This is a genomic window from Asanoa ishikariensis, from assembly GCF_900107455.1.
GTDB classification, from domain to species: Bacteria; Actinomycetota; Actinomycetes; order Mycobacteriales; family Micromonosporaceae; genus Asanoa; species Asanoa ishikariensis.
In genome coordinates, this window is sequence record NZ_FNQB01000007.1 from 1 (window position 1) to 20,870 (window position 20,870).

22 protein-coding genes are annotated in these 20,870 nt (G+C 70.7%); 6 read left to right on the forward strand and 16 right to left on the reverse strand.

Features of this window, described 5'->3' with window-relative positions:
- Positions 1–116: 116 nt before the first annotated feature.
- The 4 genes from pstA to BLV39_RS40990 all read right to left on the reverse strand — a co-directional run bounded on the left by pstA (position 117) and on the right by BLV39_RS40990 (position 4,592).
- Positions 117–1,202 carry a phosphate ABC transporter permease PstA gene (gene pstA / locus BLV39_RS40975; protein ID WP_090804721.1) on the reverse strand — a complete coding sequence of 362 codons (1,086 nt, stop codon included), beginning with the start codon at positions 1,200–1,202 and terminating at the stop codon, positions 117–119.
- Between the two features lie 46 nt (positions 1,203–1,248).
- Positions 1,249–2,217, reverse strand: coding sequence for a phosphate ABC transporter permease subunit PstC (gene pstC / locus BLV39_RS40980; protein ID WP_239084105.1), 969 nt, complete (start codon positions 2,215–2,217; stop codon positions 1,249–1,251).
- Between the two features lie 3 nt (positions 2,218–2,220).
- Entirely contained in the window at positions 2,221–3,327 is a 1,107-nt protein-coding gene (gene pstS / locus BLV39_RS40985) for a phosphate ABC transporter substrate-binding protein PstS (protein ID WP_090804722.1), read from the reverse strand.
- Between the two features lie 110 nt (positions 3,328–3,437).
- Positions 3,438–4,592, reverse strand: a complete 1,155-nt coding sequence (locus BLV39_RS40990) for an agmatinase family protein (RefSeq protein WP_090804723.1) — start codon at positions 4,590–4,592, stop codon at positions 3,438–3,440.
- A gap of 86 nt (positions 4,593–4,678) precedes the next feature.
- Here BLV39_RS40990 and BLV39_RS40995 point away from each other — a divergent pair, with 86 nt between their 5' ends.
- Positions 4,679–6,094 carry a pyridoxal phosphate-dependent decarboxylase family protein gene (locus BLV39_RS40995; RefSeq protein WP_204083033.1) on the forward strand — a complete coding sequence of 472 codons (1,416 nt, stop codon included), beginning with the start codon at positions 4,679–4,681 and terminating at the stop codon, positions 6,092–6,094.
- Here the strand turns inward: BLV39_RS40995 and BLV39_RS41000 are convergent.
- From BLV39_RS41000 to BLV39_RS41015, 4 genes are read right to left on the reverse strand one after another with little or no spacing between them, the layout of a single operon-like run.
- Complete coding sequence (locus tag BLV39_RS41000) at positions 6,066–6,956, reverse strand: alpha/beta fold hydrolase (RefSeq protein WP_090804724.1); 891 nt, start codon at positions 6,954–6,956, stop codon at positions 6,066–6,068. The two genes, BLV39_RS40995 and BLV39_RS41000, sit on opposite strands and share 29 nt — an antisense overlap.
- A gap of 14 nt (positions 6,957–6,970) precedes the next feature.
- Positions 6,971–7,684, reverse strand: coding sequence for an SDR family oxidoreductase (locus BLV39_RS41005; protein ID WP_090804725.1), 714 nt, complete (start codon positions 7,682–7,684; stop codon positions 6,971–6,973).
- A 9-nt stretch (positions 7,685–7,693) separates the two neighbouring features.
- Positions 7,694–8,554, reverse strand: a complete 861-nt coding sequence (locus tag BLV39_RS41010; protein WP_090804726.1) for a DUF427 domain-containing protein — start codon at positions 8,552–8,554, stop codon at positions 7,694–7,696.
- Between the two features lie 19 nt (positions 8,555–8,573).
- Positions 8,574–9,293, reverse strand: coding sequence for an SDR family oxidoreductase (locus tag BLV39_RS41015; RefSeq protein WP_090804727.1), 720 nt, complete (start codon positions 9,291–9,293; stop codon positions 8,574–8,576).
- Between the two features lie 99 nt (positions 9,294–9,392).
- Here BLV39_RS41015 and BLV39_RS41020 point away from each other — a divergent pair, with 99 nt between their 5' ends.
- Complete coding sequence (locus BLV39_RS41020) at positions 9,393–12,110, forward strand: helix-turn-helix transcriptional regulator (protein ID WP_090804729.1); 2,718 nt, start codon at positions 9,393–9,395, stop codon at positions 12,108–12,110.
- 143 nt (positions 12,111–12,253) lie between these two features.
- Positions 12,254–12,679: a peptidoglycan-binding domain-containing protein gene (locus tag BLV39_RS41025; protein ID WP_090804731.1), complete on the forward strand. Its 426-nt coding sequence runs from the start codon at positions 12,254–12,256 to the stop codon at positions 12,677–12,679.
- 213 nt (positions 12,680–12,892) lie between these two features.
- On the opposite strand, the gene BLV39_RS41030 is transcribed toward BLV39_RS41025, so the two are convergent.
- On the reverse strand, positions 12,893–13,153 hold the full coding sequence (locus BLV39_RS41030; protein ID WP_090804733.1) for a YybH family protein: 261 nt from the start codon (positions 13,151–13,153) through the stop codon (positions 12,893–12,895).
- An 82-nt stretch (positions 13,154–13,235) separates the two neighbouring features.
- Here BLV39_RS41030 and BLV39_RS41035 point away from each other — a divergent pair, with 82 nt between their 5' ends.
- The 3 genes from BLV39_RS41035 to msrA all read left to right on the forward strand — a co-directional run bounded on the left by BLV39_RS41035 (position 13,236) and on the right by msrA (position 15,055).
- Positions 13,236–13,898, forward strand: a complete 663-nt coding sequence (locus BLV39_RS41035; protein WP_090804735.1) for a TetR/AcrR family transcriptional regulator — start codon at positions 13,236–13,238, stop codon at positions 13,896–13,898.
- Between the two features lie 135 nt (positions 13,899–14,033).
- Positions 14,034–14,504, forward strand: a complete 471-nt coding sequence (msrB, locus tag BLV39_RS41040) for a peptide-methionine (R)-S-oxide reductase MsrB (RefSeq protein ID WP_090804737.1) — start codon at positions 14,034–14,036, stop codon at positions 14,502–14,504.
- Positions 14,501–15,055, forward strand: coding sequence for a peptide-methionine (S)-S-oxide reductase MsrA (gene msrA, locus BLV39_RS41045; protein WP_090804739.1), 555 nt, complete (start codon positions 14,501–14,503; stop codon positions 15,053–15,055). Before msrB ends, msrA begins: the two co-directional genes overlap by 4 nt.
- A gap of 71 nt (positions 15,056–15,126) precedes the next feature.
- Here the strand turns inward: msrA and BLV39_RS41050 are convergent, their stop codons facing one another.
- The 7 genes from BLV39_RS41050 to BLV39_RS43485 form a co-directional block, all read right to left on the reverse strand.
- Positions 15,127–15,705 (reverse strand): AMIN-like domain-containing (lipo)protein, encoded by a 579-nt coding sequence (locus tag BLV39_RS41050; protein ID WP_204083034.1) that lies wholly within the window; start codon positions 15,703–15,705, stop codon positions 15,127–15,129.
- A gap of 103 nt (positions 15,706–15,808) precedes the next feature.
- Positions 15,809–16,702, reverse strand: a complete 894-nt coding sequence (locus tag BLV39_RS41055; protein WP_204083035.1) for a DMT family transporter — start codon at positions 16,700–16,702, stop codon at positions 15,809–15,811.
- Between the two features lie 73 nt (positions 16,703–16,775).
- Positions 16,776–17,270, reverse strand: a complete 495-nt coding sequence (locus tag BLV39_RS41060) for a PepSY domain-containing protein (protein WP_090804743.1) — start codon at positions 17,268–17,270, stop codon at positions 16,776–16,778.
- 57 nt (positions 17,271–17,327) lie between these two features.
- Positions 17,328–18,617 carry a sensor histidine kinase gene (locus BLV39_RS41065; RefSeq protein WP_090804746.1) on the reverse strand — a complete coding sequence of 430 codons (1,290 nt, stop codon included), beginning with the start codon at positions 18,615–18,617 and terminating at the stop codon, positions 17,328–17,330.
- Positions 18,610–19,269, reverse strand: coding sequence for a response regulator transcription factor (locus tag BLV39_RS41070; protein ID WP_090804748.1), 660 nt, complete (start codon positions 19,267–19,269; stop codon positions 18,610–18,612). Before BLV39_RS41070 ends, BLV39_RS41065 begins: the two co-directional genes overlap by 8 nt.
- 62 nt (positions 19,270–19,331) lie before the next feature.
- Positions 19,332–19,772 (reverse strand): nucleoside 2-deoxyribosyltransferase domain-containing protein, encoded by a 441-nt coding sequence (locus BLV39_RS43480; protein ID WP_176985353.1) that lies wholly within the window; start codon positions 19,770–19,772, stop codon positions 19,332–19,334.
- Positions 19,769–20,743: a hypothetical protein gene (locus BLV39_RS43485; protein ID WP_176985354.1), complete on the reverse strand. Its 975-nt coding sequence runs from the start codon at positions 20,741–20,743 to the stop codon at positions 19,769–19,771. Before BLV39_RS43485 ends, BLV39_RS43480 begins: the two co-directional genes overlap by 4 nt.
- Between the last annotated feature and the right edge of the window lie 127 nt (positions 20,744–20,870).

Sequence of the window (20,870 nt, forward strand, 5' to 3'; positions counted from 1 at the left end):
ACCGTCTTCGGCTCCACACGCAGGTTGATGTTGTCGATCGCCTTGAACGAACCGTAGTAGGCGGTGACCCCGGTCGCCTCGACACGCTTGGCCATGTGCAGTCCTCGTTGCTGATGTCAACGGCGGAGGCGATTGCGCCCCGCGAGCAGTTTGGCGGCGATGGTCAGGATGAGCACCAACGCAACCAGGGTGAGCGCCGCGGTCCAGGCGCGCGCCGGCGCGAATCGGGATGCGTCGCCCGCCTGCTGGAAGACGAATAGCGAAAGCGACGTCTGGTTGTTTTCAAATGGGTTGATGTTGACGGCATCGCTGCCGCCTGCCACTAAAAGTACCGGCGCGGTCTCCCCCGCCGCGCGTGCGATCGACAACATGATGCCCGTGATGATGCCGGGAAGAGCCGTCGGGATCACAACCTTGACGATCGTCTTCCATTTGGGTACGCCGAGCGCGTACGCGCCTTCCCGCAATGGCGCCGGGACGAGCCGCAGCATCTCCTCTGTCGACCGGACAATGGTCGGCAGCATCAGCACGCTCAGGGCCAGCGCGGCCGCGAAGCCCGAGAAGGTCGGCTGGCCGTTGTTGAACCAGGGCGTCACGATCAGCACCCAGAACGACAGCACGAACAGGCCGGCGACGATCGACGGGATGCCGGTCATCACATCCACGAAGAACCGGATCGCGAGAGTGAACCGACCGCGGCCGTACTCGACGATGTACACGGCGGCCAGCACCCCCAGCGGGATGGTGATCGCGGCGGCGATGGCGACCTGCTCCAGCGTGCCGATGATCGCGTGGACGGCGCCGCCGTCGGGGTCCCGAGCGCCGATGTTGTTCATCGACGTGGTGAAGAAGTTGAGGTCGAGGCGCTCCCACCCTTTGGAGATCAGCGTCCAGACCACGGAAACGAGCGGCAGCAGGGCGAGCACGAACGCCGAGCGGATCAGGACGCCCCAGGTGCGGTCGCGGGCGGCCCGACGACCCTCGTACCGGTTGACCGCGACGAAGGCGCCGACCAGGTAGAGGATCAGGCCGAGGACGACGGTGAGGACCCAGCCGCCGAAGCCGGTGCCGTAACAGATCGCGGCCGAGATGCCGAGCGCCACGACCGCGACACCCGCCAGGACGAGCACGGGGGTACGGTGCCCGCGCAGCCCGGGGTCCCGCCCCGGAGCGGCGGACGGCGTCTGCGCCGGCGCGGTCATCGCCGCTCCCGATGGTGCGCGGAGGCGCGCGACCGGCCGGGCGCGGTCATGCCGCCGACTCCGTGAACTCGCGGCGCCGGTAGATGATCGCCCGGGCAGCCATGTTGACGACGAGGGTGATGGCGAACAGGACGAGGCCGGAGGCGATCAACGCACCGCGGCCGATCTCGCCGGCCTCGCCGAAGCCGTTGGCGATGTTCGCGGCGATCGAGTTGCCGCCGTTCTGGATGATGTTGACCGTGATCTCGTTGATGAAGCCGAGCGTCAGCGCGAGCGCGATGGTCTCACCGAGCGCCCGACCGAGGCCCAGCATCACGGAGGCGATCACACCCGGGCGCCCGTACGGCAGCACCGAAGTGCGGATCATCTCCCACCGCGTGGCGCCGAGCGACAGCGCGGCCTCCTCGTTCGCGGTGGGCGTCTGCCGGAAGACCTCGCGGGACAGCGCCGTGATGATCGGCAGCACCATGATGGCGAGCACCAGGCCGCCCAGCATGAACGAGCGCCCGAACGGGCCGTCACCGCCGAACAGCGGGATCCAGCTGAAGTATTTGTTGAGCCAGACCGAGAAGCTGCGGACCGGCTCGATGAACACGGTGAAGCCCCACAGTCCGAACACGACACTCGGCACCGCGGCCAGCAGGTCGATGATGAAGCCGAACGTGGTGGCGATGCGCCGGTTGGCGTAGTGGGACAGGTAGAGCGCGATCCCCAACGCGACCGGCACGGCCACCACCAACGCGATCGCCGAGGTGACCAGCGTGCCCCACGCGAGCGCGGCGATGCCGAACTCGGGTGGCGTCTGGTTGGGGAACCACTGGGTCTCGGTGAAGAAGTTGACGCTGTCGGCCTGGAGCGCGGGCACGGCCTTCGCGATGAGGAAGACCGTGATCGCGACGATGATGACCAGGACCATCGTGCCCGCCGCGAGGGTAACGGTGCGGAAGACGGACTCCGCACCGAAACCCTTGCGACGTGGCAGCGCACCGCCGCCCGACCCGGAGTCCGCTGACACCGGTCAGGAGATGCTGTTGACCGAGGTCTGGACCCGGGACTGGACGTTGCCCGGCAGCGGCGCGTAGCCCAGGCCGTTCAGGATGCCCTGCCCCTCGGAGCTCGCCGTGTAGCCCAGGAAGCCCTTCAGCAGCGCGACCTTGTCCGACGGAGCGCCCTTGCTGCAGACGATCTCGTAGGTGGCCAGCACGATCGGATACGCACCCTGCGTCTTCGTGGCGTAGTCGATGTCCAGCGTCACGTCGTTGCCGCTACCCGTGATCGGAGCGCCCTCGATGGTCTTGCTGGCCGCCTCGGGTGTGAGCTCCTGGAACTGCCCCGCGCCGTTCTGGATCTTGGCCATGTTCAGCCCGGCGTTCTCCGCGAACGACAGCTCCATGTAGCCGATCGAGCCGTCGGTGCTCTTCACGGAGCTCGCCACACCGTCGGAGCCCTTGGAGCCGGTGCCGCCCGGTGCCTTCCAGGCCTTGCCGGCGCCGAAGGTCCAGCTGCTGCCGGCCGTGGCCGCCAGGTAGCTGGTGAAGTTGTCGGTCGTGCCCGACTCGTCCGACCGGTGCACGGTCTGGATCGTGGTCGACGGGAGCGACGCGTTCGCGTTGTCGGCCTTGATCGCGCCGTCGTCCCACTGCGTGATCTCGCCGGCGAAGATCTTGGCGAGGACGTCGGGCTTGAGCTGAAGGTCGTCGACACCCGACACGTTGTACGCGACCGCGATCGGACCGATGACCATCGGCAGGTTGACGGCCGGGCCGCCGTTGCACCGTGAGTTCGCCTGGGACTGCTCGTCCGCGGACAGCGCGCTGTCCGAGCCCGCGAAGTCGGCGGTGCCGGCGATGAACGCCTGCACACCGGCGCCCGAGCCGGACGGCTCGTAGTTGATCGTCGAGCCGTTGCACTGCTGCTGGTAGTTCTTGCGCCACTCGTCCATCGCGTTCTTCTGCGCGGACGAGCCCTGCGCGTTGAGGGTGCCCGTGGCGCAGTTGATCGCCTGGGCGACCCCCGCGCCGGCCACCGTCGCGCCGGAGTCCGCACCGTCCGCACCACATGCGCTGAGCGCGAGCGTCGCCGTCACCGCGAGAGACGCGATGATGCCGTACCGCCGGAGTCTCACCTGACGATTTCCCTTCGCGCGTCGTGCGGCGGTCCAGCCGACCACCAAGCACGAGTTAAGTGCACCTAAGGAAGGTTCGCGGGGGTTTCGTCGTAATAGTGCGGTATTCGCTAAGGCCGGGGTCCCCACGCGTGCCGGTTCTTGCGGGCGGCCTTCCTGCCGATCCGGCCCTCGCGCACCATGACCGCGAGCGCGTCGAGGACCACGCGGGAGCTGAGCAGGGCGGTCTGCTCCGCCCAGTCGTACGGTGGGGCGCACTCGACCACCTCGATGCCGGCGAGCCCAGGCGCGGCGACCGCCCGCACGAGGTTGAGCGCCTCGCGGGGCAACAGCCCGCCCGGCTCCGGCCATCCCGTCCCGGGCACGAACCCGGCGTCGATCACGTCGATGTCGAAGGACAGGTAGACGGCCTTCGCGCCCTTCCACGCCGTCTCCAGTGCCACCTCGGCGACCTTCTCGATGCCGACCCGCTCGACGTCGCCGACGGTGATGACGGTCGTGCCCCGCTCCCGGCCGACCTTGACCCCGGCGCGCGGCGACTGCCAGCCTCCGATGCCGACCTGGACCAGGTTGGTGGCCGGCGCGTTCCCGATGTTCGTCGCGTGGAACCACGGGGTCGTGTGCATGCGCTCGTCCAGGTCGGTCTCCTGGGTGTCGACATGCCGATCGAAGTGGATGATGCCGATGTTCCCGTCGACGTGCGGCGCGATGCCGCGGATCGTCGGGTAGCCGATGGAGTGGTCGCCGCCCAGGACCACCGGGAGCACGCCCCGCGCGTACACGTGGGAGATCGCCTGGCTGATCTGGTCGAAGCTCTTCTCCAGGTTGCCCGGGATCGTGAACACGTCACCGATGTCGACCAGGTTGAGCTGCTCGCGCAGGTCGACGCCGAGCTCGTAGCAGTAGGTGCCGAACAGGTTCGTCGAGCGACGGATGCCCTGGGGCCCGAAGCGCGCGCCGGGCCGGTACGTTGCCCCGGAGTCCAGCGGCGCGCCGAAGACGGCGACCTCGGCGTCCTCGACGTCGTTGACGTCCTCCAGGTACGGCGCGTTGAGGAAGCTGCCCCGCTCCCCCGCGAAGTGCGGTAGCTCGCCCCGCGAGAACGTCGGGATGGTCCGGTCGACCAGCGTCGGCGAGCCCGGCAGCCCGAACGCCAGGCCACGCTCGATCTCCTCGTCGTGGCGGAACAGCGACAGCCGCTCCTCGGCGAGCTGCGCCCACTGACCTTCCCGGTTCGCGAAGGCGTCACTGTGCGAGTGCGTCATTCCGGGGACAATAGCCGCAAATCACCAACGTGAGCTTGACGACGTGCCCCTGCCGATTTCCGCAAGCGAGTGCCAGCCTTCGAGTTGTGGAGATCGAACCGGACCGCGCGCAGATGCTGGACCAGGGACGGCTGGTGCTGAACCGGCTGGCCGACTTCGTCGACCGGTTGCCGCAGCGCCCGGCCACCGACCTGACGCCGGTCCTGGGCTCCGCGGAGCTGCACAAGCTCGTCGACGAGCTCTTGGCGCCGCCGCCGGAGCACGGCGGTGACCTCGAAGGGCTGCTCTCGCTGGTCGACCGGGCCGCCGACGTGGCGCTGGAGACCGCGGGACCGGGCTACTTCGCGTACATCCCGGGCGGTGGGCTCTACAGCTCCGCGCTCGCCTCGTTCTACGGCCAGGTGCTCAACCGCTACGGCAGCCTCGCCGCGACCGCGCCCGCGCTCACCGCCCTCGAGGAGAGCGTGCTGCGCTGGATCGCCCAGGACGTCTGCGGGCTCCCCGCGGGCAGCGGCGGCCTGCTGACTACCGGCGGGTCGTTGGCCAACCTCTCCGCCATCGTCGCCGCGCGGCACGACCGGCTCGGCGAGGACATCGCGGACGGCACCATGTACGTCACGCCCCACGCTCACCACTCCGTGGCCAAGGCCGCCCGGATCGCCGGCATCGCCGGCGCCCGGATCAGGGTCGTGCCCAGCACACCGGACCTGCGCATGGACGTCGCCGCGGCCACCGCCATGATCAAGGCCGACCGGGCCGCCGGGCTGCGCCCGTTCCTCGTCGTCGGGTCGGCCGGCACCACGGACACCGGGACCATCGACCCGCTGCGGCGGATCGCCGCACTGGCCGCTCGCGAGGACCTGTGGTTCCACGTCGACGCCGCGTACGGCGGGTTCTTCCGGCTGACCGACCGGGGCCGGGCCCGACTGACCGGCGTGGAGCTCGCCGACTCGGTCACGCTGGACCCGCACAAGACCCTGTTTCTGCCCTTCGGCACGGGCGCCCTCGTCGTACGCGACCCGGCCAAGTTGGCCGCGGCGCACGAGGGCACCGCCGACTACCTGCAGGACCTGGGCACGCTCGAACTGCCCGACTACGCCCACCTCGGCCCCGAGCTCAGCCACGAGGCGCGGGGACTGCGCGTCTGGCTGCCGCTGCACCTGCACGGTGTCGGCGCGTTCCGGGCGGCGCTGGACGAGAAGCTGGACCTGACGGACCACGTGTACTCGGCGCTACGCGCGGTGCCGAACCTGGAGGTGCCGTGGCTGCCGGACCTGAGCACGGTCGCGTTCCGGGTCCGCGCGGCGGACGACGACGCGGCCGACGCGGCCACCCGGGCGGTGCTGGCCCGCGTCAACGCGAGCCAGCGGGTCTACCTGTCCAGCACGGTGGTCGGCGGGCGCCAGACGCTGCGGGTGACGGTCGTCGCGCACCGCAGCCACGCACCCCAGGTCGACGAGGCCATCGCCCTGATCACCGCTGCGGCTGCCGCGGTCGGGTAGTCACCGTCCGGTCCAGGAAATTGTGGGTGAGCCGCGCGACCTCGTCGCCGTCCGACTCCAGCACGAAGTGGCCGCCGTCCAGCAGGTGGATCTCCGCGTCCTCGACGTCGTCCGCGAAGGCGCTGGCGCCGTCGGGGCCGAAGATGGGGTCGTTGCGGCCCCAGACGGCCAGCACCGGCACCTGGGTGTCCCGCAGGTACGCGTGCAGGCGCGGGTACATCGGCGCGTTGGTCGCGTAGTCCCGGAACAGGGCTAGCTGCACCTTGTCGTTGCCCGGCCGGCTGACCAGCGCGTAGTCGTGGTTCCACGTGTCCGGGCTGACCAGGCTCGGGTCGGGCGTGCCCGTGACGTACTGCCACTTGATCATGTCGAGGCTCAGCGCTTGGCGGATCGCGGCCTCGGTGTCCGGCGTCTGCGCGTGCTGGTAGTCCCAGATGGTCTTCCAGAAGCCCTCGACGAAGCCCGAGTCGTACGCGTTGCCGTTCTGCGTGACGATCGCCGTGACGGCGTCAGGCTTTCGCAAGGCGAGCCGCCAGCCGATCGGTGCGCCGTAGTCGTGTACGTAGACGGCGTAGCGTTCGATGCCCAACTGGCCCAGCAGCTCGGTCGTGTGATCGGCGAGGTTGTCGAACGTGTAGTCGAACTCGTCGACACCCGGAGCGTCGGAGAACCCGAACCCGATGTGGTCCGGGGCCACGACGTGGTAGCGGTCGGCGAGGGCCGGGATCAGGTCGCGGAACATGTACGAGCTGGCCGGAAAGCCGTGCAGCAGCACGATCGCCGGCGCGTCGGTCGGTCCCGCCTCCCGGTAGAACATCTGTCGGCCCTGGACGGTGGCGTAGCGGTGATGCGTGGTGTTCATGGCTGTTCCCTCCTTCAGACCAGGGTTTCCCCGCCGTCGACATGCAGGCAGACACCGGTCAGGAACGTGTTGGTCAGGGCGAAGACGACGGCATCCGCGACGTCGTCGGAGGTGCCGACGCGGTGGGCCGGCACGTGGGTGCGGCGCTGCTCGTACAACTCGGCCTTCTTCTGCTCTCCGAGTGCGTCGTAGGCGCCGGTGTCGATGGTGCCCGGCGAGATGGAGTTGACCCGGATCGGCGCGAGCTCCACCGACAGCGATCGGGCGACGGCGTCGACGGCGCCGTTGGTCGCGGCCACGGCGAGCATCCCGACCGTCGGCTTGTCCGCGGTCGCGCCGGAGAACAGGACGAACGAGCCGTCCTCGGGCATCCGCCCAGCGAAGTGCTTCGCGAGCAGGATCGGGCCGACCACCTTGGTGTTGAAGGACGCCATGACGACCTCCGGCTTGAGGGCGTCGACCGTGCCACGGGCGCGGGCGGAGGCGGTGGAGACGACGTGGTCGACGTGGCCGAGCCGCTCGGCCAGAGACTCCACACTGGACTCTTCGGTGAGGTCGACGCTCTCGGCCACGATGCCGGGATCGTCGTAGGCCTCGTCGAGCGCGGCGGCGTCGCGGCTGGCGACTACCACCTTGGCGCCGGCGGCGCGGGCCGCGAGCGTGGTGGCCCGGGCGATGCCGCTGCCGCGGCCGACGACCAGGACTGTGCGGTCTAGCAGTGCGGACATGGTTTTCTCCTATCTGGTGCTGGTGAAGACCTCGTCGAAGTCCCGGTCGATGCCGTGCGCGACGACGGACTGGCCAGGCTCGAGCGTGAGCCCGCACCCGTCGAGGTTCACGTCGATCTTGTCGGGCTCGAACGAGACGAAGTTCGAGACGAGGTGGACCTCGGGCCACGCCTCCTCGTAGGACCAGGCGGCCCGGGCTCGGTCACCGATGTCGTAGTAGCTGGCGAGCCCCTTGTACGGGCAGAACGTCTGGCGGTCCACCGGGGCCAGCGCGCCGGCCTCGACGTCGGACCGCGGCACGTACCAGCGCGGTGCGAAGCCGGACTCGTAGAGGACGTGCGGCCGGACGGTGTCGGCGACGATCCGCTCGCCGTCGCGGACCACCAGGTGCCGCGAGGTCCGGCGGATGTCGATGCGGTGGTAGCTGTCGGCGGCGTGCCCGAGGATCCGTTCGTCCTCCTCGTAGAAGGCGTCCATCGGATGCCAGGCGAAGGCCGTCCGTCCCCGCAGCGGCTCCGCGTACGCGGGCAGGTCGGCGAACCGCCAGGCGGCGCGCTCGGCGTGCGTGTCCCCATGCTGGACGGTCAACCACCGCGTCGGCCCGAGTTGCGGGTGGTTGGTGACGTGGTCGGTCGCCCGCAGCGCGTCGGGTGCGATGGCCGGCTCCGGGAAGTACGCCACCGGGTAGCGGCCCGGCTCGTGCAGCAGCACGACGTCCTCGCTGTCGGCGATCCAGTCGCCGCCGAACCGGACCCGCAGGCGGCGACGCAGCGGCTCCGCGTACAACAGTCGCTCGGGCAGTGGATCGGGAACCAGGAAGCGACCGACGCTGTGCGCGGCCAGCGGCCCCTGCTGCCAGGAGAGTCCCATGGTCTGTCCCTTTCGCTTGTCAGGTCAGTGGCTCGCCGCCGTCGATGTGCAGCGTCGTGCCGGTCAGGAAGGGGCTCGTCATCGCGAACAGCACACCGTCGGCGATGTCGCCCGTGGTGCCGATGCTGTGGGTGGGATTGCGGCGCCGGATGTTGTCGATGTAGGTGCGCTTGGCTTCGGCGCCCAGGTCGTCCCAGGCCCCGCTGTCGATCACGCCGGGAGAGATGGCGTTGACCCGGATCGGGGCGAGCTCCAGCGCGAGCGAGCGGGCCAGGATGTCGGCGGCGCCGTTCGTGATCGCCACGGCCATGGTGCCGACCGCGATCTTGGACGCGGCGACGCCGGAGAACACCGTGATCGACCCGCCCGCGCCCATTCGGTGCGCGAGATGCTTGGCCAGCATCAGCGGGCCGATCACCTTGGTGTCGAACGACTTGCGCACCGCATCCCGGTCGAGGTCGGCCAAGTAGCCGCGGGCGCGCGCGGAGGCGGTCGAGACCACGTGGTCGACGGTGTCCAGGCGTTCGCCGAGCGCGGCGATCGAGGCCTCGTCGGTGAGGTCGACGGTGTCGGTGGTGATGTCCGGCTCCCCCGCGTACGCGTCGGCCAGCCCTCGCCCGTCACGGCCGGCGGCGACAACCCGTGCGCCGGCGTCCCGGGCAACGACCGCGACGGCGCGGGCGATCCCGCTGCCGCGCCCGACGACGAGCACCCTCTGGTCTTTCAGCAGCCCAGGCATTTTTCCTCCCGGGGACAGATGGCTAATGCGAAAAGCTTGCTCGCCGGCGTTTGTGCGGCGCATCCGCCAGTGGCCAGCCGACCCCGCTAGCGTGGGGTTGTGCACGGCTCCGCCGGACTCACCGGCCGTCGCACCGAGTGCGCGGTGCTCGACGACCTGGTCAAGGCCGTCCGTGGGGGCGCGAGCCAGGTGCTGGTGTTGCACGGTGAGGCCGGTGTGGGCAAGACGGCGCTGCTGGACCACGTGGCCGCCCGGGTGGGTCCGTGCCGGGTCGTCCGGGCCGCCGGCGTCGAGTCGGAGATGGAGCTTCCGTACGCGGGCGTGCACCAGTTGTGCGGGCCGCTGCTCGACCTGCTCGACCGCCTGCCGACACCGCAGCGGGAGGCGCTGGGCACGACGTTCGGCATCAGCGCGGGTCCGCCGCCCGAGCGGTTCCTCGTGGGACTGGCCGTGCTGAGCCTGTTGTCCGCGGTGGCCGCCGACCGGCCGCTGGTCTGCCTGGTCGACGACCTGGAGTGGCTCGACCGGGAGTCGGCGCAGGTGCTCGCGTTCGTGGCCCGCCGTCTGGAGGTGGAGTCGGTCGGCCTGGTCCTCGCGGCCCGCGCCGTTCCCCCTTCGCTGGCACACCTGCCGTCGGCCGAGGTCGGCGCGCTGCCCGACCCGGATGCGCGCGCCCTGCTGGACGCGGCGCTGGCGGGTCCGATCGACATCCGGGTACGCGACCAGATCGTCGCCGAGGCGCACGGCAACCCGCTCGCGCTGCTGGAACTGCCCCGCGGGATCGGCCCGGCCGACCTGGCGGGCGGGTTCGGCCTCCCGGCGGCGCTGACCGGCGGGATCGAGTCGCAGTTCCAGCGCCGGGTGGACCAGCTTCCGGAGCCAACCCGGCGGCTGTTGCTGCTGATGGCCGCGGACCCCTCTGGCGACGCCGCGCTGGTCGCCCGGGCAGCGCAGCGGTGGGGGGTCGACCGGTCGGCTTTCGGGCCGGCCGCCGACGCCGGACTGACCGATGAGGGCGTCCGGTTCCGGCATCCGCTGGCCCGGTCCGCGGTCTACCTGGCGGCGCCGGCCGACGAACGACGCGCGGCGCACGAGATGCTGGCCGCCGCCACCGACGCCCGGACCGACCCCGACCGCCGAGCGTGGCACCGGGCCGCGGCCGCGGCCACCGAGGACGAGGACGTGGCGGTCGAGCTGGAGCGCTCGGCCGGGCGGGCGCAGGCGCGCGGCGGTCCGGCCGCGGCGGCCGCGTTCCTCCGGCGGGCGGCGGCACTGAGCCCCGCACCGGCGAAGCGCGGCGTGCGGGCGTTGGCGGCGGCGCAGGCGGAGGTGCGGGCCGGCGGGTTCGAGGCGGCGCGGGACCTGTTGGCCACGGCGGCCGCGGCGCCCTTGACCGACCAGCAGCGGGCTCAGGCGGATCTGACCTCGGCCGAGCTCGCCTTCGTGACGGACCGGGGCCACGACGCCGCACCGCTGCTGTTGCAGGCGGCGCAGCGGCTCGAACAGGTCGACGCGGCGTTGTCCCGGGCCACCTATTTGGAGGCGCTGTCGGCGTCGATCTTCGCCGGGCGGTTCGCCGTGCCGTCCGCCGACGTGCGGGCGGTGGCGCGAGCGGCGCGGGCCGCACCGCCGGCTCCGGCACCGTGCGCCGCGGACCTGCTCCTGGACGGGACGGCGCTGTCCTACGACGAGGGGTACGTGGCCGGGCTGCCGGTGCTGCGGGCGGCGCTGGCGAGGCTGCGATCCGCCTCCACCGCTTCCGGGGATGATCTGAATCTACTGTGGATGGCCGTGACGACGACGCTGCGCGTCTGGGACGACGACGGTTGGGACGCGCTGTCCGACCGGTACCTGCGGTTGGCCCGCGAGACCGGCGCGCTCGGCCACCTGCCACTGGCGCTCACGGCGCGGGCGTACCTCCAGCTCTTCAGCGGCAACCTGGCCACGGCGGCGTCGCTGACGGACGAGATGACCGCGATCACGGAGGCGACGGGCAGCAGCCAGGCGCCGTACGGGGCACTGGGCCTGGCCGCCTTCCGCGGCGACGCGAGCGCGGGCCCGGCGCTGGTCTCGGCAACCAAGGCGGACGTGGCGCGGCGGGGCGAGGGCGTGGGGCTCACCTTCGCGGAATGGGCGTACGCGTTGCTGCACAACAGCTTGGGCAACTATCCGGAGGCGCTGGCGGCCGCCGAGCGGGCCACGGCGTACCCGCAGGATCCAGGATCGTTGATCTGGGCGGCGCCGGAACTGGTCGAGTCCGCGGTCCGGACGGGCCGACCGTCGGCCGCGCACGACGTCTTCGCGCTGCTGACCGACATGCGCGTGGCGTGCGGCACGGACTGGGCGCTGGGCATCCAGTCGCGCTCAGAGGCGCTGCTGACGGACTCCGAGCCGCTGTACCGGTCGGCGATCGAGCACCTCGGCCGCACCCGGATGCGGGTGGACCTGGCCCGGGCGCATCTCCTTTATGGCGAGTGGCTGCGGCGGCGGCGTCGGCGCACGGACGCCCGCGCTGAGCTGCGAACGGCGTACGACACGTTCACGGAGAGCGGTGCGACGGCGTTCGCGGCGCGGGCCGGCCGCGAACTGAGCGCGGCGGGCGGCAACACGCACCCGCGCGCGCCGGCCCGCGACCACAACCTGACCACCCAGGAGTCCCAGATCGCCCGCATGGCCGGCGAAGGCTTGTCGAACCCGGAGATCGCGACGCGCCTGTTCATCAGCGCCCGCACGGTCCAGTACCACCTACGCAAGGTCTTCACAAAGCTCGGCATCACGTCCCGCACCCAACTCCCCCGGGTGCTCCCCACGCGGTAGTCGCCGCAGGAACTTCAGTCGGCGTTCGCTTCGCGAATGGCGCAGGGCGCCACGGAATGCCTTGATACTTCTAAATCTGTCTACTAGTTTCCGCTCCGGAATGCGCTTTCTAGCGCTCTGTTACGGGGAAACGGGGTAGCGAAGTGTCCATCAAGTCACGAACTCTCAGCATCGTCGCGGCCGGCGCGCTCGGCGTCGCGGGCGCGGCCCTGCCCGCGTCGCCCAGCCTCGCGGCATTGCCAACCTGCAACACGGCCAGCCCGACTCCTAATGCAAGCGCCGTGCCGCTGTGGGCGACGTTCGGGCCGACCTGGGAGAGCAGTTGGGATTGCCTGCTGCGGCAGGGCAACACGGGCGACGGCGTCAAGTGGCTGCAGGAGAACCTGAACCGCTGTTACGGCGCCGGCCTCTCGGTCGACAGCAACTTCGGCCCCCGCACCCGGTCGGCACTCGTCTCGGCGCAGCGCCGCGCGGGCACAGGTGCCGACGGCGTGTACGGACCCAACACCCGCCGGGCACTCCTCTGGTTCGCCTACTTCCACCCGGGTTGCCAACACGCCGGCGTCTGACCTGGCAACGGCAGAGAACCGCCATCTGTCCGCTCAGGTGTCGGTTCTCTGCCCCGGCGTCAGGGGCGCCGCTAGCCTTCACCGTTGTCGCGGGTCTCGATGGCCTTGATGGCGTGCTCGGCTGTGCCAAGTTGCCTGCGGCCTCCGGCTCGGGACGGTCGGCCAGCGTCATACCGGCCGTTCCCGCGGCCTCATCCGTGACCACAATCGCTTTCATTGCCGCACCGTTGTCCCGAGGTTGTTGTCGATCACGTACCGCCAGAATCCGTCCGCGCCGCGGCGTACGACATCGCATGCCGAGCCTCCGACGTGCACGCGCTCGCCGTCGCGACCCGTGCCGTCGATCGACCAGTCCAGCACGATCTCGGCGACGTCGCCGGCGACGAACACGTGGCGGGCGATCTCGGTGTGGCCGGTGACGGTGCGCCCGTCTTGCACGACGAGCACGGCCTCCGGCTCGTACAAGGGCAGCATCGCTTCGACCTCGCCGGAGTTGACGTTAACTGGACCATTTCGTCCAGTTTAGCGAGGCGGTCGCACTGGATAGACTCCACTGGTGGGCGACGAGCTGATGGTTGCGCCGGCGAAGCGGCAGAGGATCAGCCAACGCGGGATAGCGACCCGGGAGCGGATCCTCGATGCGGCGAATCGGCTGATGCTCGTGCGCGGTGTGAACGCCACGACTCTGGACGACGTCCGCGAGGCGAGCCAGACGAGCAAGTCTCAGCTTTACCGCCACTTCGCCGACAAGCAGGAGCTCGTGCGCGCGTTGGTCGAATATCGGGGCGCGCTCGTGCTGCAGCGCGAGCGCGGAGGGCTGGAGCGACTGAGATCGTTCTCGGGGCCGGTCCGGTGGCGCAACGCGCTGGTACAGGCCAACTCGCTGAACAACGGCAGGTACGGGTGTGGCCTCGGTTCGATGGCCGTCGAGCTCTCCGATCAGGACGAGCAGTCTCGATCGATGCTGTCCGAGACGTTCGCGGAATGGGAAAAGCTCATCAGTGACGGTCTGCACCGGATGCGGGACAGCGGCGCACTGCGCCAGGACGCTGACCCGGAGAGGTTGGCCACGGGGTTGATGGCCGCCCTGCAAGGTGGCTACCTGCTGGCGAACGCCGCGCACGACGTCGCACCCATGGAAGTCGCTCTCGACATGGCCCTGGAGCACATCAGGTCGTTCCTCGTCGAGCCGTCGACCGGCTCTGTCGGCCAGCCGTAAATTGGACCATACGGTCCACCACCACAACGAGACCGCGGTCACAGCGAGGTTCTCAGGGGCCGAGGGACCAAAACCGTTCGCGGCAGTGTTGTTGCAGATGACGCCGCAGCCAGCGGCGGCAGGAGGGAAGAGATCGTGTCACACGACTACAGCAAGACTCCGGAAGCACTCAGCCGCCTCACTGACAACCAGTTCCACGTCACTCAGAAGGACGGCACCGAGCCCGCGTTCCGGAACGAGTACTGGGACAACCACGAGCCCGGGATCTACGTGGACGTGGTCTCCGGCCAGCCGCTGTTCTCGTCGACCGACAAGTACGACAGTGGCACCGGATGGCCCAGCTTCACCAAGCCGATCGAAGGCAACGTCGTCCGCACAAAGACCGACAGAACGCTCTGGATGAGCCGCACCGAGGTGCGGTCCGCCGGCGCCGACAGCCACCTCGGCCACCTTTTCGACGACGGCCCTGCCGACGCCGGAGGCCAGCGCTACTGCATGAACTCGGCCGCGCTGCGCTTCATCCCGGTCTCGGAGCTCGAGGCGCAGGGCTACGGGGAGTACCGCTCGCTGTTCGAGCCGGCCGTTACGAAGGAGAACGCATCATGACCAGCGGAATCAACGACACCGGACGGGTCACCCGCGAACCGGGCACGGAGACGGCCGTCCTGGCCGGCGGGTGCTTCTGGGGCATGGAGGATCTCATTCGCCGGCAGCCAGGGGTGGTGGACACGCGCGTCGGATACACCGGCGGCGACAACGACCACGCGACGTACCGCAACCATCCTGGCCACGCCGAGGCGGTCGAGATCGTCTTCGACCCGACGCAGACGACGTACCGCGACATCCTGGCGTTCTTCTTTCAGATCCACGACCCGTCGACGCTGAACCGCCAGGGCAACGACATGGGCTCGAGCTACCGCTCGGCGATCTTCCCGCTCACCGACGAGCAGGAGCGCGTCGCCCGCGACACGATCGCGGATGTCGATGCGTCAGGTTTGTGGCCGGGCGAGGCGGTCACGACGATCGAGCCGGCCGGCCCGTTCTGGGAGGCCGAGGCCGAGCACCAGGACTACCTGATCAACTACCCGAACGGCTACACCTGCCACTTCCCGCGGCCCGACTGGGTGCTGCCCAGGCGCACTGCGACCTCCGCCTGACGAGAGGCTGAGCGGGCGCGTTCACCGCCGACAGCGATGGACGCGCCCATGGCCGTGGGCCGGGAAAGCACCTACGACCAGCGATGAGCGACGTCGATGACGATTCTCGATCCCGCACCGGGACCGTCCAGCGTGAACGCCCGGAACGGCAGGCGGGCGCGTACGCCGAGACCGATGGTGCTCTCGCCCTCGAAAGTGCCGCCCCAGCTCACTTGGCGGAACGTCCGCCATCCCGAGACATTGACCAGCTCGGTTGGCTTCGCGGGTCGGTAGGTGGGCCGGTAGTCGTCGTCGTGCGCGGGAGCGAAGGCGATGATGGACAGGCGTGCGCCGCCGCGCAGCGGGACCGGACGCCCGGATCCGCCCCGGTAGACCTGGGTCACGTACTCGACCCGGTATCCGTCGGCCTTGCCGGACACGTCGACGACCAGACGGTCGAAGCACGCATGCCGGCCGGCCCGCACGTTCACCAGCGGCGCCACCGCCGTCGCGGTGTGTTGCTCAAGCAGCGAGCCCCAGCGGAACCCGCAGTACGGGGTGGCCGCGGCCGAGGCTGCGACGGGCTGGGCCGCCGCGACCGTGGCAGTCGCCCCGACGTCGAGGACCGCGGCGGCCAACCCGACCACCAAGAATGTTCGCCAGTAACGCATGGAAGCTCCCTCCTCGGGTCAGCCGGTTCTCCGGCGTGTGGAGGTGACGCGCATGCGGGTTCCGGCGTTGACCGGCCGTCAGCTATTTGTCACACAACGCGAGTCAGCTCAAGACGGCTCGGGGTGTGCGGACCAGCGGTGAGTGCGCCAACCCGATGGCGCCGAAAGCGATGAGGGCGCCCGCGGCTGCCAGGCCGACCAGAGCGGCGGCCGTGTTCGGCGGCTCGACCGCGAACGCGTAGACGCCGAGCAGGTAGCTGGCCACCGGGTTCGTGATCGACATGGCGGCCACGGCGGACGGCAGCGATCCCGCCGCCAACGCGCCCTGGCCCAGGACCAGGCCGCTCAGCGTGGACGCCGCCAGGACGTAGCCGGGCCAGTCGCGGGCTGTCGCCAGCACGCCGCGTGCCAGTAGGTCGTCGGTCGTCAGCTTGATCATCGCGGCGCTGACCGCGTAGCAGATGCCGGCCGCGATCGCGATCATCGTCGCCCGGACCAGGCGCGGGCGGCCCTCGCTGAGCGGCAGGATGAGCAGGACCGCCGCCGCCGCGACGATGCAGCCCAGCAGCAGGTGGGTCCGGTTGGGTTCGCCGTCCTGAGGTGCGATGCCGCGGACGGCGAAGAAGGTCACGAGGCCGCCGCAGATCAGGATCGCGGCCGTCCAGTCGCGCCGGCCGGGGCGGCGCCGCTGCCAGGCGGCCGCCATCGGCAGGGCGAAGAGCAACTGGGTGACCAGCAGCGGCTGCACGAGCGCGACCGACCCGAAGCGCAGCGCGATCGCCTGGGCGCCGAAGCCGCCGAGGTTGGTCACCCAGCCGATCAGCCACAGGGGCTCCCGGACGAGCCGCCTGATGAGCCGCACCAGGCCCACGAACACGTCCGTGCGCCGGTGCGGGCCGTCGTCGACCTGATGCCGCTGGGCTGCCTGTTGCTGGAGCGAGGCGGCGGAGGCGAACAGGAACGCCGCCAGTACGCCGAATCCAACAGCCAGGGTCACGCCGCGGGACTCTACGACGCGCGCCGGGGTGGTGGCCATCCGGCCGCCGCCCCGGCGCTCCTGCTCACACTGGTCAGTCGTCGGCCGTCTTGCTCAGCACCTTGAACCCCGCGTCGAGATCGACGTTCCACTCGGCGTTGGCGGCGTCGCGGACGTCGACCTCGTAGGCGACGCCGTCGTCGCCGGCCTCCACCGAGGTCACCGTGCCACCGCCGACGGCCGCCACGGCCGCCTGCTCGGCCGAAGCCCGCTCGGCGGCGCTCAGCACCCGGTCGTCGCTGTCGGAGGCGTCCTGGCCGACCACCTTGAGGTCCTTGTCGAGGGCGACGTCCACCTCGGTGCCGTCGGCCTTGCGGACCTCCACCTCGTACGCCTCACCGGGGTCGTCGCTGGTCTCGACGTCCTCCACCGTCCCCGGGACCGCCTGGGTGGCCGCGTTGGCGACCCGCTCGCGCTCGCCGCCGTCGACGTCGGAGGCGCTGGCCGTGGTGGCCCACACCGTCCCACCGATTCCGAGGACGACGACGGCCGCGACGGTGGAGATGAGAACGCGCTTGGGAATCTTCATGGGACGCAGCGTGCCTGAAGGTCCCTGAAACCCACCTGAATGCGCCTGAAGTCCGTTTCAGGAAGGGAGTCGTACGACGAACCTGGCCCCGCCGAGCGCCGACGACGAGACCGCGACGGTCCCGCCGTGGGCCGTGACGATCTCCTTGACGATCGCCAGGCCAAGACCGCTGCCGCCGGCATCCCGGGTACGCGCCTCGTCGAGCCGCACGAACCGCTCGAACACCCGCTCCCGCGCCGGCACGGGCACCCCGAGACCGTCGTCCTCGACCACGAGCTCGACCGAGCCGCCCGCCGACCGGACCGCCACGGCCACCTGCCCCTCGGCGTGCCGGGCGGCGTTGTCGACGAGGTTGCGCACCACCTGGCCGAGCGCGGTCGGGTCGCCCCGCACCCGCCCGGCCCCGACGCCGGCGGTGTCGACCTCTAGCCCGGTCCGGGCGACGCGGCGCGCCTCCGCCAGGGCCAGGTCGTCCAGGTCGACGTCGTGCGGTGCGGCGGCGACTCCGCGGGTGAGCAGCAACAGTTGCGACACGAGCCGCTGCATGCGGGCCGACTCCTCCAGCACGGCGTCGGCGAGGTCGCCTTCGGGCAGGGCGCCGGGGTGGTCCCGGGCGACCTCGGCCGCCTGGCGGATGGAGGCCAGCGGCGAGCGGAGCTCGTGGGAGGCGTCGGCGACGAACCGCTGCTGCCGGTCGCGGGCGTCTTCCAGCCGGCCGAGCATCTGGTTCATGGTGCGGGCCATGCGGTGGACCTCGTCGCGGGAACGCGGTTCGGGCACCCGCCGGTCGAGCCGGTCACCGGTGATCTCCTCGACCTCGCGCCGGATGCGCTCGATCGGGGCCAGCGCCCGGCCGGCGACCACCCACACCGTGCCGCCGACCAGCAGCAGGAGCGCCGGCACACCGACCACCAGCGGGGTGACCAGAGCGGCTGTCGAGTCGGCGACCTCCTCCAGGGAGACGGCGACGGAGACGACGTAATCCTGAGCGTCGGAACTCACGACCAGATAGCGGTCGTCGGCGCCCTCGATCGTCGCCGAGCGCCTGTCCTCCGTGGGCAACGGCTCGCGCAGCGGCTGGGACGCACGCAGGACCGTGCCGTCGGTGGAGGCCACCTGCCAGACGAGGTCGTCCACCTCGTCGTCCGCCGGCCCCGCCGCGGGCAGGCCCGAGACCGCGATCTGCTCGGCGAGGCCCGTGGCGCGCTGCTCGGCCGTGGCCTCCAACCCGTCGCGCAGCGACGCGCGCATGAGTGCCACGAGGGCGAGCGCGCCCAGCAGCAGGGCGACCGCGACCACGAGCACGGCCACCGCCGTCGTGCGCAGGCGCACCGAGGCCTCAGCCATTGCGCAGTCGGTACCCCGCGCCGCGCAGGGTCTGGATCGCCTCTCGACCGACCTTGTTCCGCAGATGCCCGACGTACACCTCGACGATGTTGGGATCGCCCACGAAGTCGACGTCCCAGACCCCGTCGAGGATCTGCCGTTTCGAGACCACGTCGCCCGGGCGGCGGGCCAGGAACGCGAGCAGCGCGAACTCGCGGGCGGTGAGCTCGACCTCGACGCCGGCCCGCCACACCCGCCGGGCGGCGGGGTCGAGCCGGATGTCGCCGACCTCGAGCGTGGCGGGCCGCTCGCGCGCGCCCCGCCGGGCCACGGCCCGCAGGCGCGCAACGAGCACGGGGAAGGAGAAGGGCTTGGTCAGGTAGTCGTCGGCGCCGGTGTCGAGCCCCTCCACCTGATCCCACTCGCCGTCCTTGGCGGTGAGCATCACGATCGGGGTCCAGTCCCGCTCCGCGCGCAGCGTCGCGCAGACCTGGTAGCCGTTCAGGCCCGGCAACATCAGGTCGAGGACGATCGCGTCGTACGCGTTCTCGCGCGCCAACCACAGCCCGTCGGTGCCGTCGTGGGCCAGGTCGACCGCGAAGCCTTCCGCCACGAGCCCGGCCCGCAGGGACGCGGCGAACCGCTTCTCGTCGTCGACGACGAGCACGCGCATGAGCTCCTCCGAGGGCGGTCGGGAAGGACCATCCTGGCCTACCCGGCTGAACCCGCGCTGAATCAGCGCGCGACGAGGCGAACGACCTCTTCGACCAGCTCGTCCAGGCGATCGCGCACCGATGTGCCGTACACCTCGGCGGTGATCTCGAGGTTGCGCCGCCGGCTGTAGGTCTGGTCGGCTCCGACGACGAGTTTGCCGGATCGGAGGTGCAGGCCTGTTTCGAGCAGCGAGATGGGTGCCGACGAACCCGCCGGGAACCACATGAGGATCAGGTCGGCGGCCTCGAGGGCGTGCAGTTCCCAACGGATCTGCTGGTCGAGCTCGGCCGGGTCGAAGTCCGGGCGCCGGGGGTTGAGCAGGACCAGGTCGTCGTGACCGGCCAGCGCCCGGATGACGTCGGCCTGCCAGTCCGGTGCCGCGCCCAGGTCGATGGCGCCACCCAGGAAGACCCGTTTCCCTGGCACGTCGACCGAGCCGGGTGGGCCGATCACCACCGTCACCGGGTTACCTCGGGCTCTCCCGGCGTCAGCTTTCCTTCCGCGTTCAGCGTCCAGATCGTGGTCGCTTCGCCGGTCGGGCAGCACGTCATGTCGCTCTGGCGGAACCAGACCTCGTGCGCGACCGCCGTGCCCGGCCTGAGCTCGAGCTTGTCGAACAGCGTCGGCAGGACTCCGTCTTCCTGCTGCTGCCCGTTGATCACGCCGAGCACCCGGAGCTCGTCCACTCCGCCAACATAGACGACGTACGCCCGCGCGATGCGCCCCGCGGCCAACCCACTGCCGGTCGTGCAGTCGAGCAACACCGCCACCTCGTCGGTGCCGTCGCCGTCGACGTCGCCGCGCACCTCCTCGCCGGAGAACACGTCGATGTGCGCCTCGCCCCACCGGCCCGAGTTGGTCACCGCACCGCCTTGCGACAACCGCACGAGCCCGTCCACACCGCAGAACTCCCCGGGTACGCATACGCCGTCCCAATCCGCGGCGATGGCGGCGTCGACACCCTGGCGCCCGCAGTCCGGCACGCCCTCCGTGGGTGGGGCGGACGTAGCGGCGGCGCAACCTCTGACCGCCCGAAGCTCGTCGGGCAGCCGGGTGCAGAGCTCGTCGTCCTCACCGAACTGACGCCAGTAGTCGTCGACCGTCCACTGCCAGGTGCCGTCCACGTACCGCAGGACGACCCAACCCGCGCGGCCGTTGTCGAACGAGACGTCGGCATGCGCCCAACCCGGCGCGCACGTGACGGCACCGTCGACCCGCACCGTCACCGACGATCCTTCGAAGATGACCGGTGCCAGCTCCGTCGCGCGGGCGGCGAACTCGTCCCCGCTCGGACACGGCGGGTGGGCACCGGCCGGCGGGGGTGCGGTGGTCGACGGTCTGTTGAGGAAGACGGCCGTCGCCACCAGAGCCAGGGTCAGCAGTGTGCAGCCCGCCAGCAGCCACCATCGGCGACGCCTCAGCCAGGAGAACATGATCGACCGCCTCAGCCGGCAAACGTTGTGGGAAATCCAACCAACCGGATTCCTCCGGCAGTACCCACTTAGGGGTGAGGCCCAGCGACGATCGCCAATTCGCCCATCCGATCATCGGAAACAACGG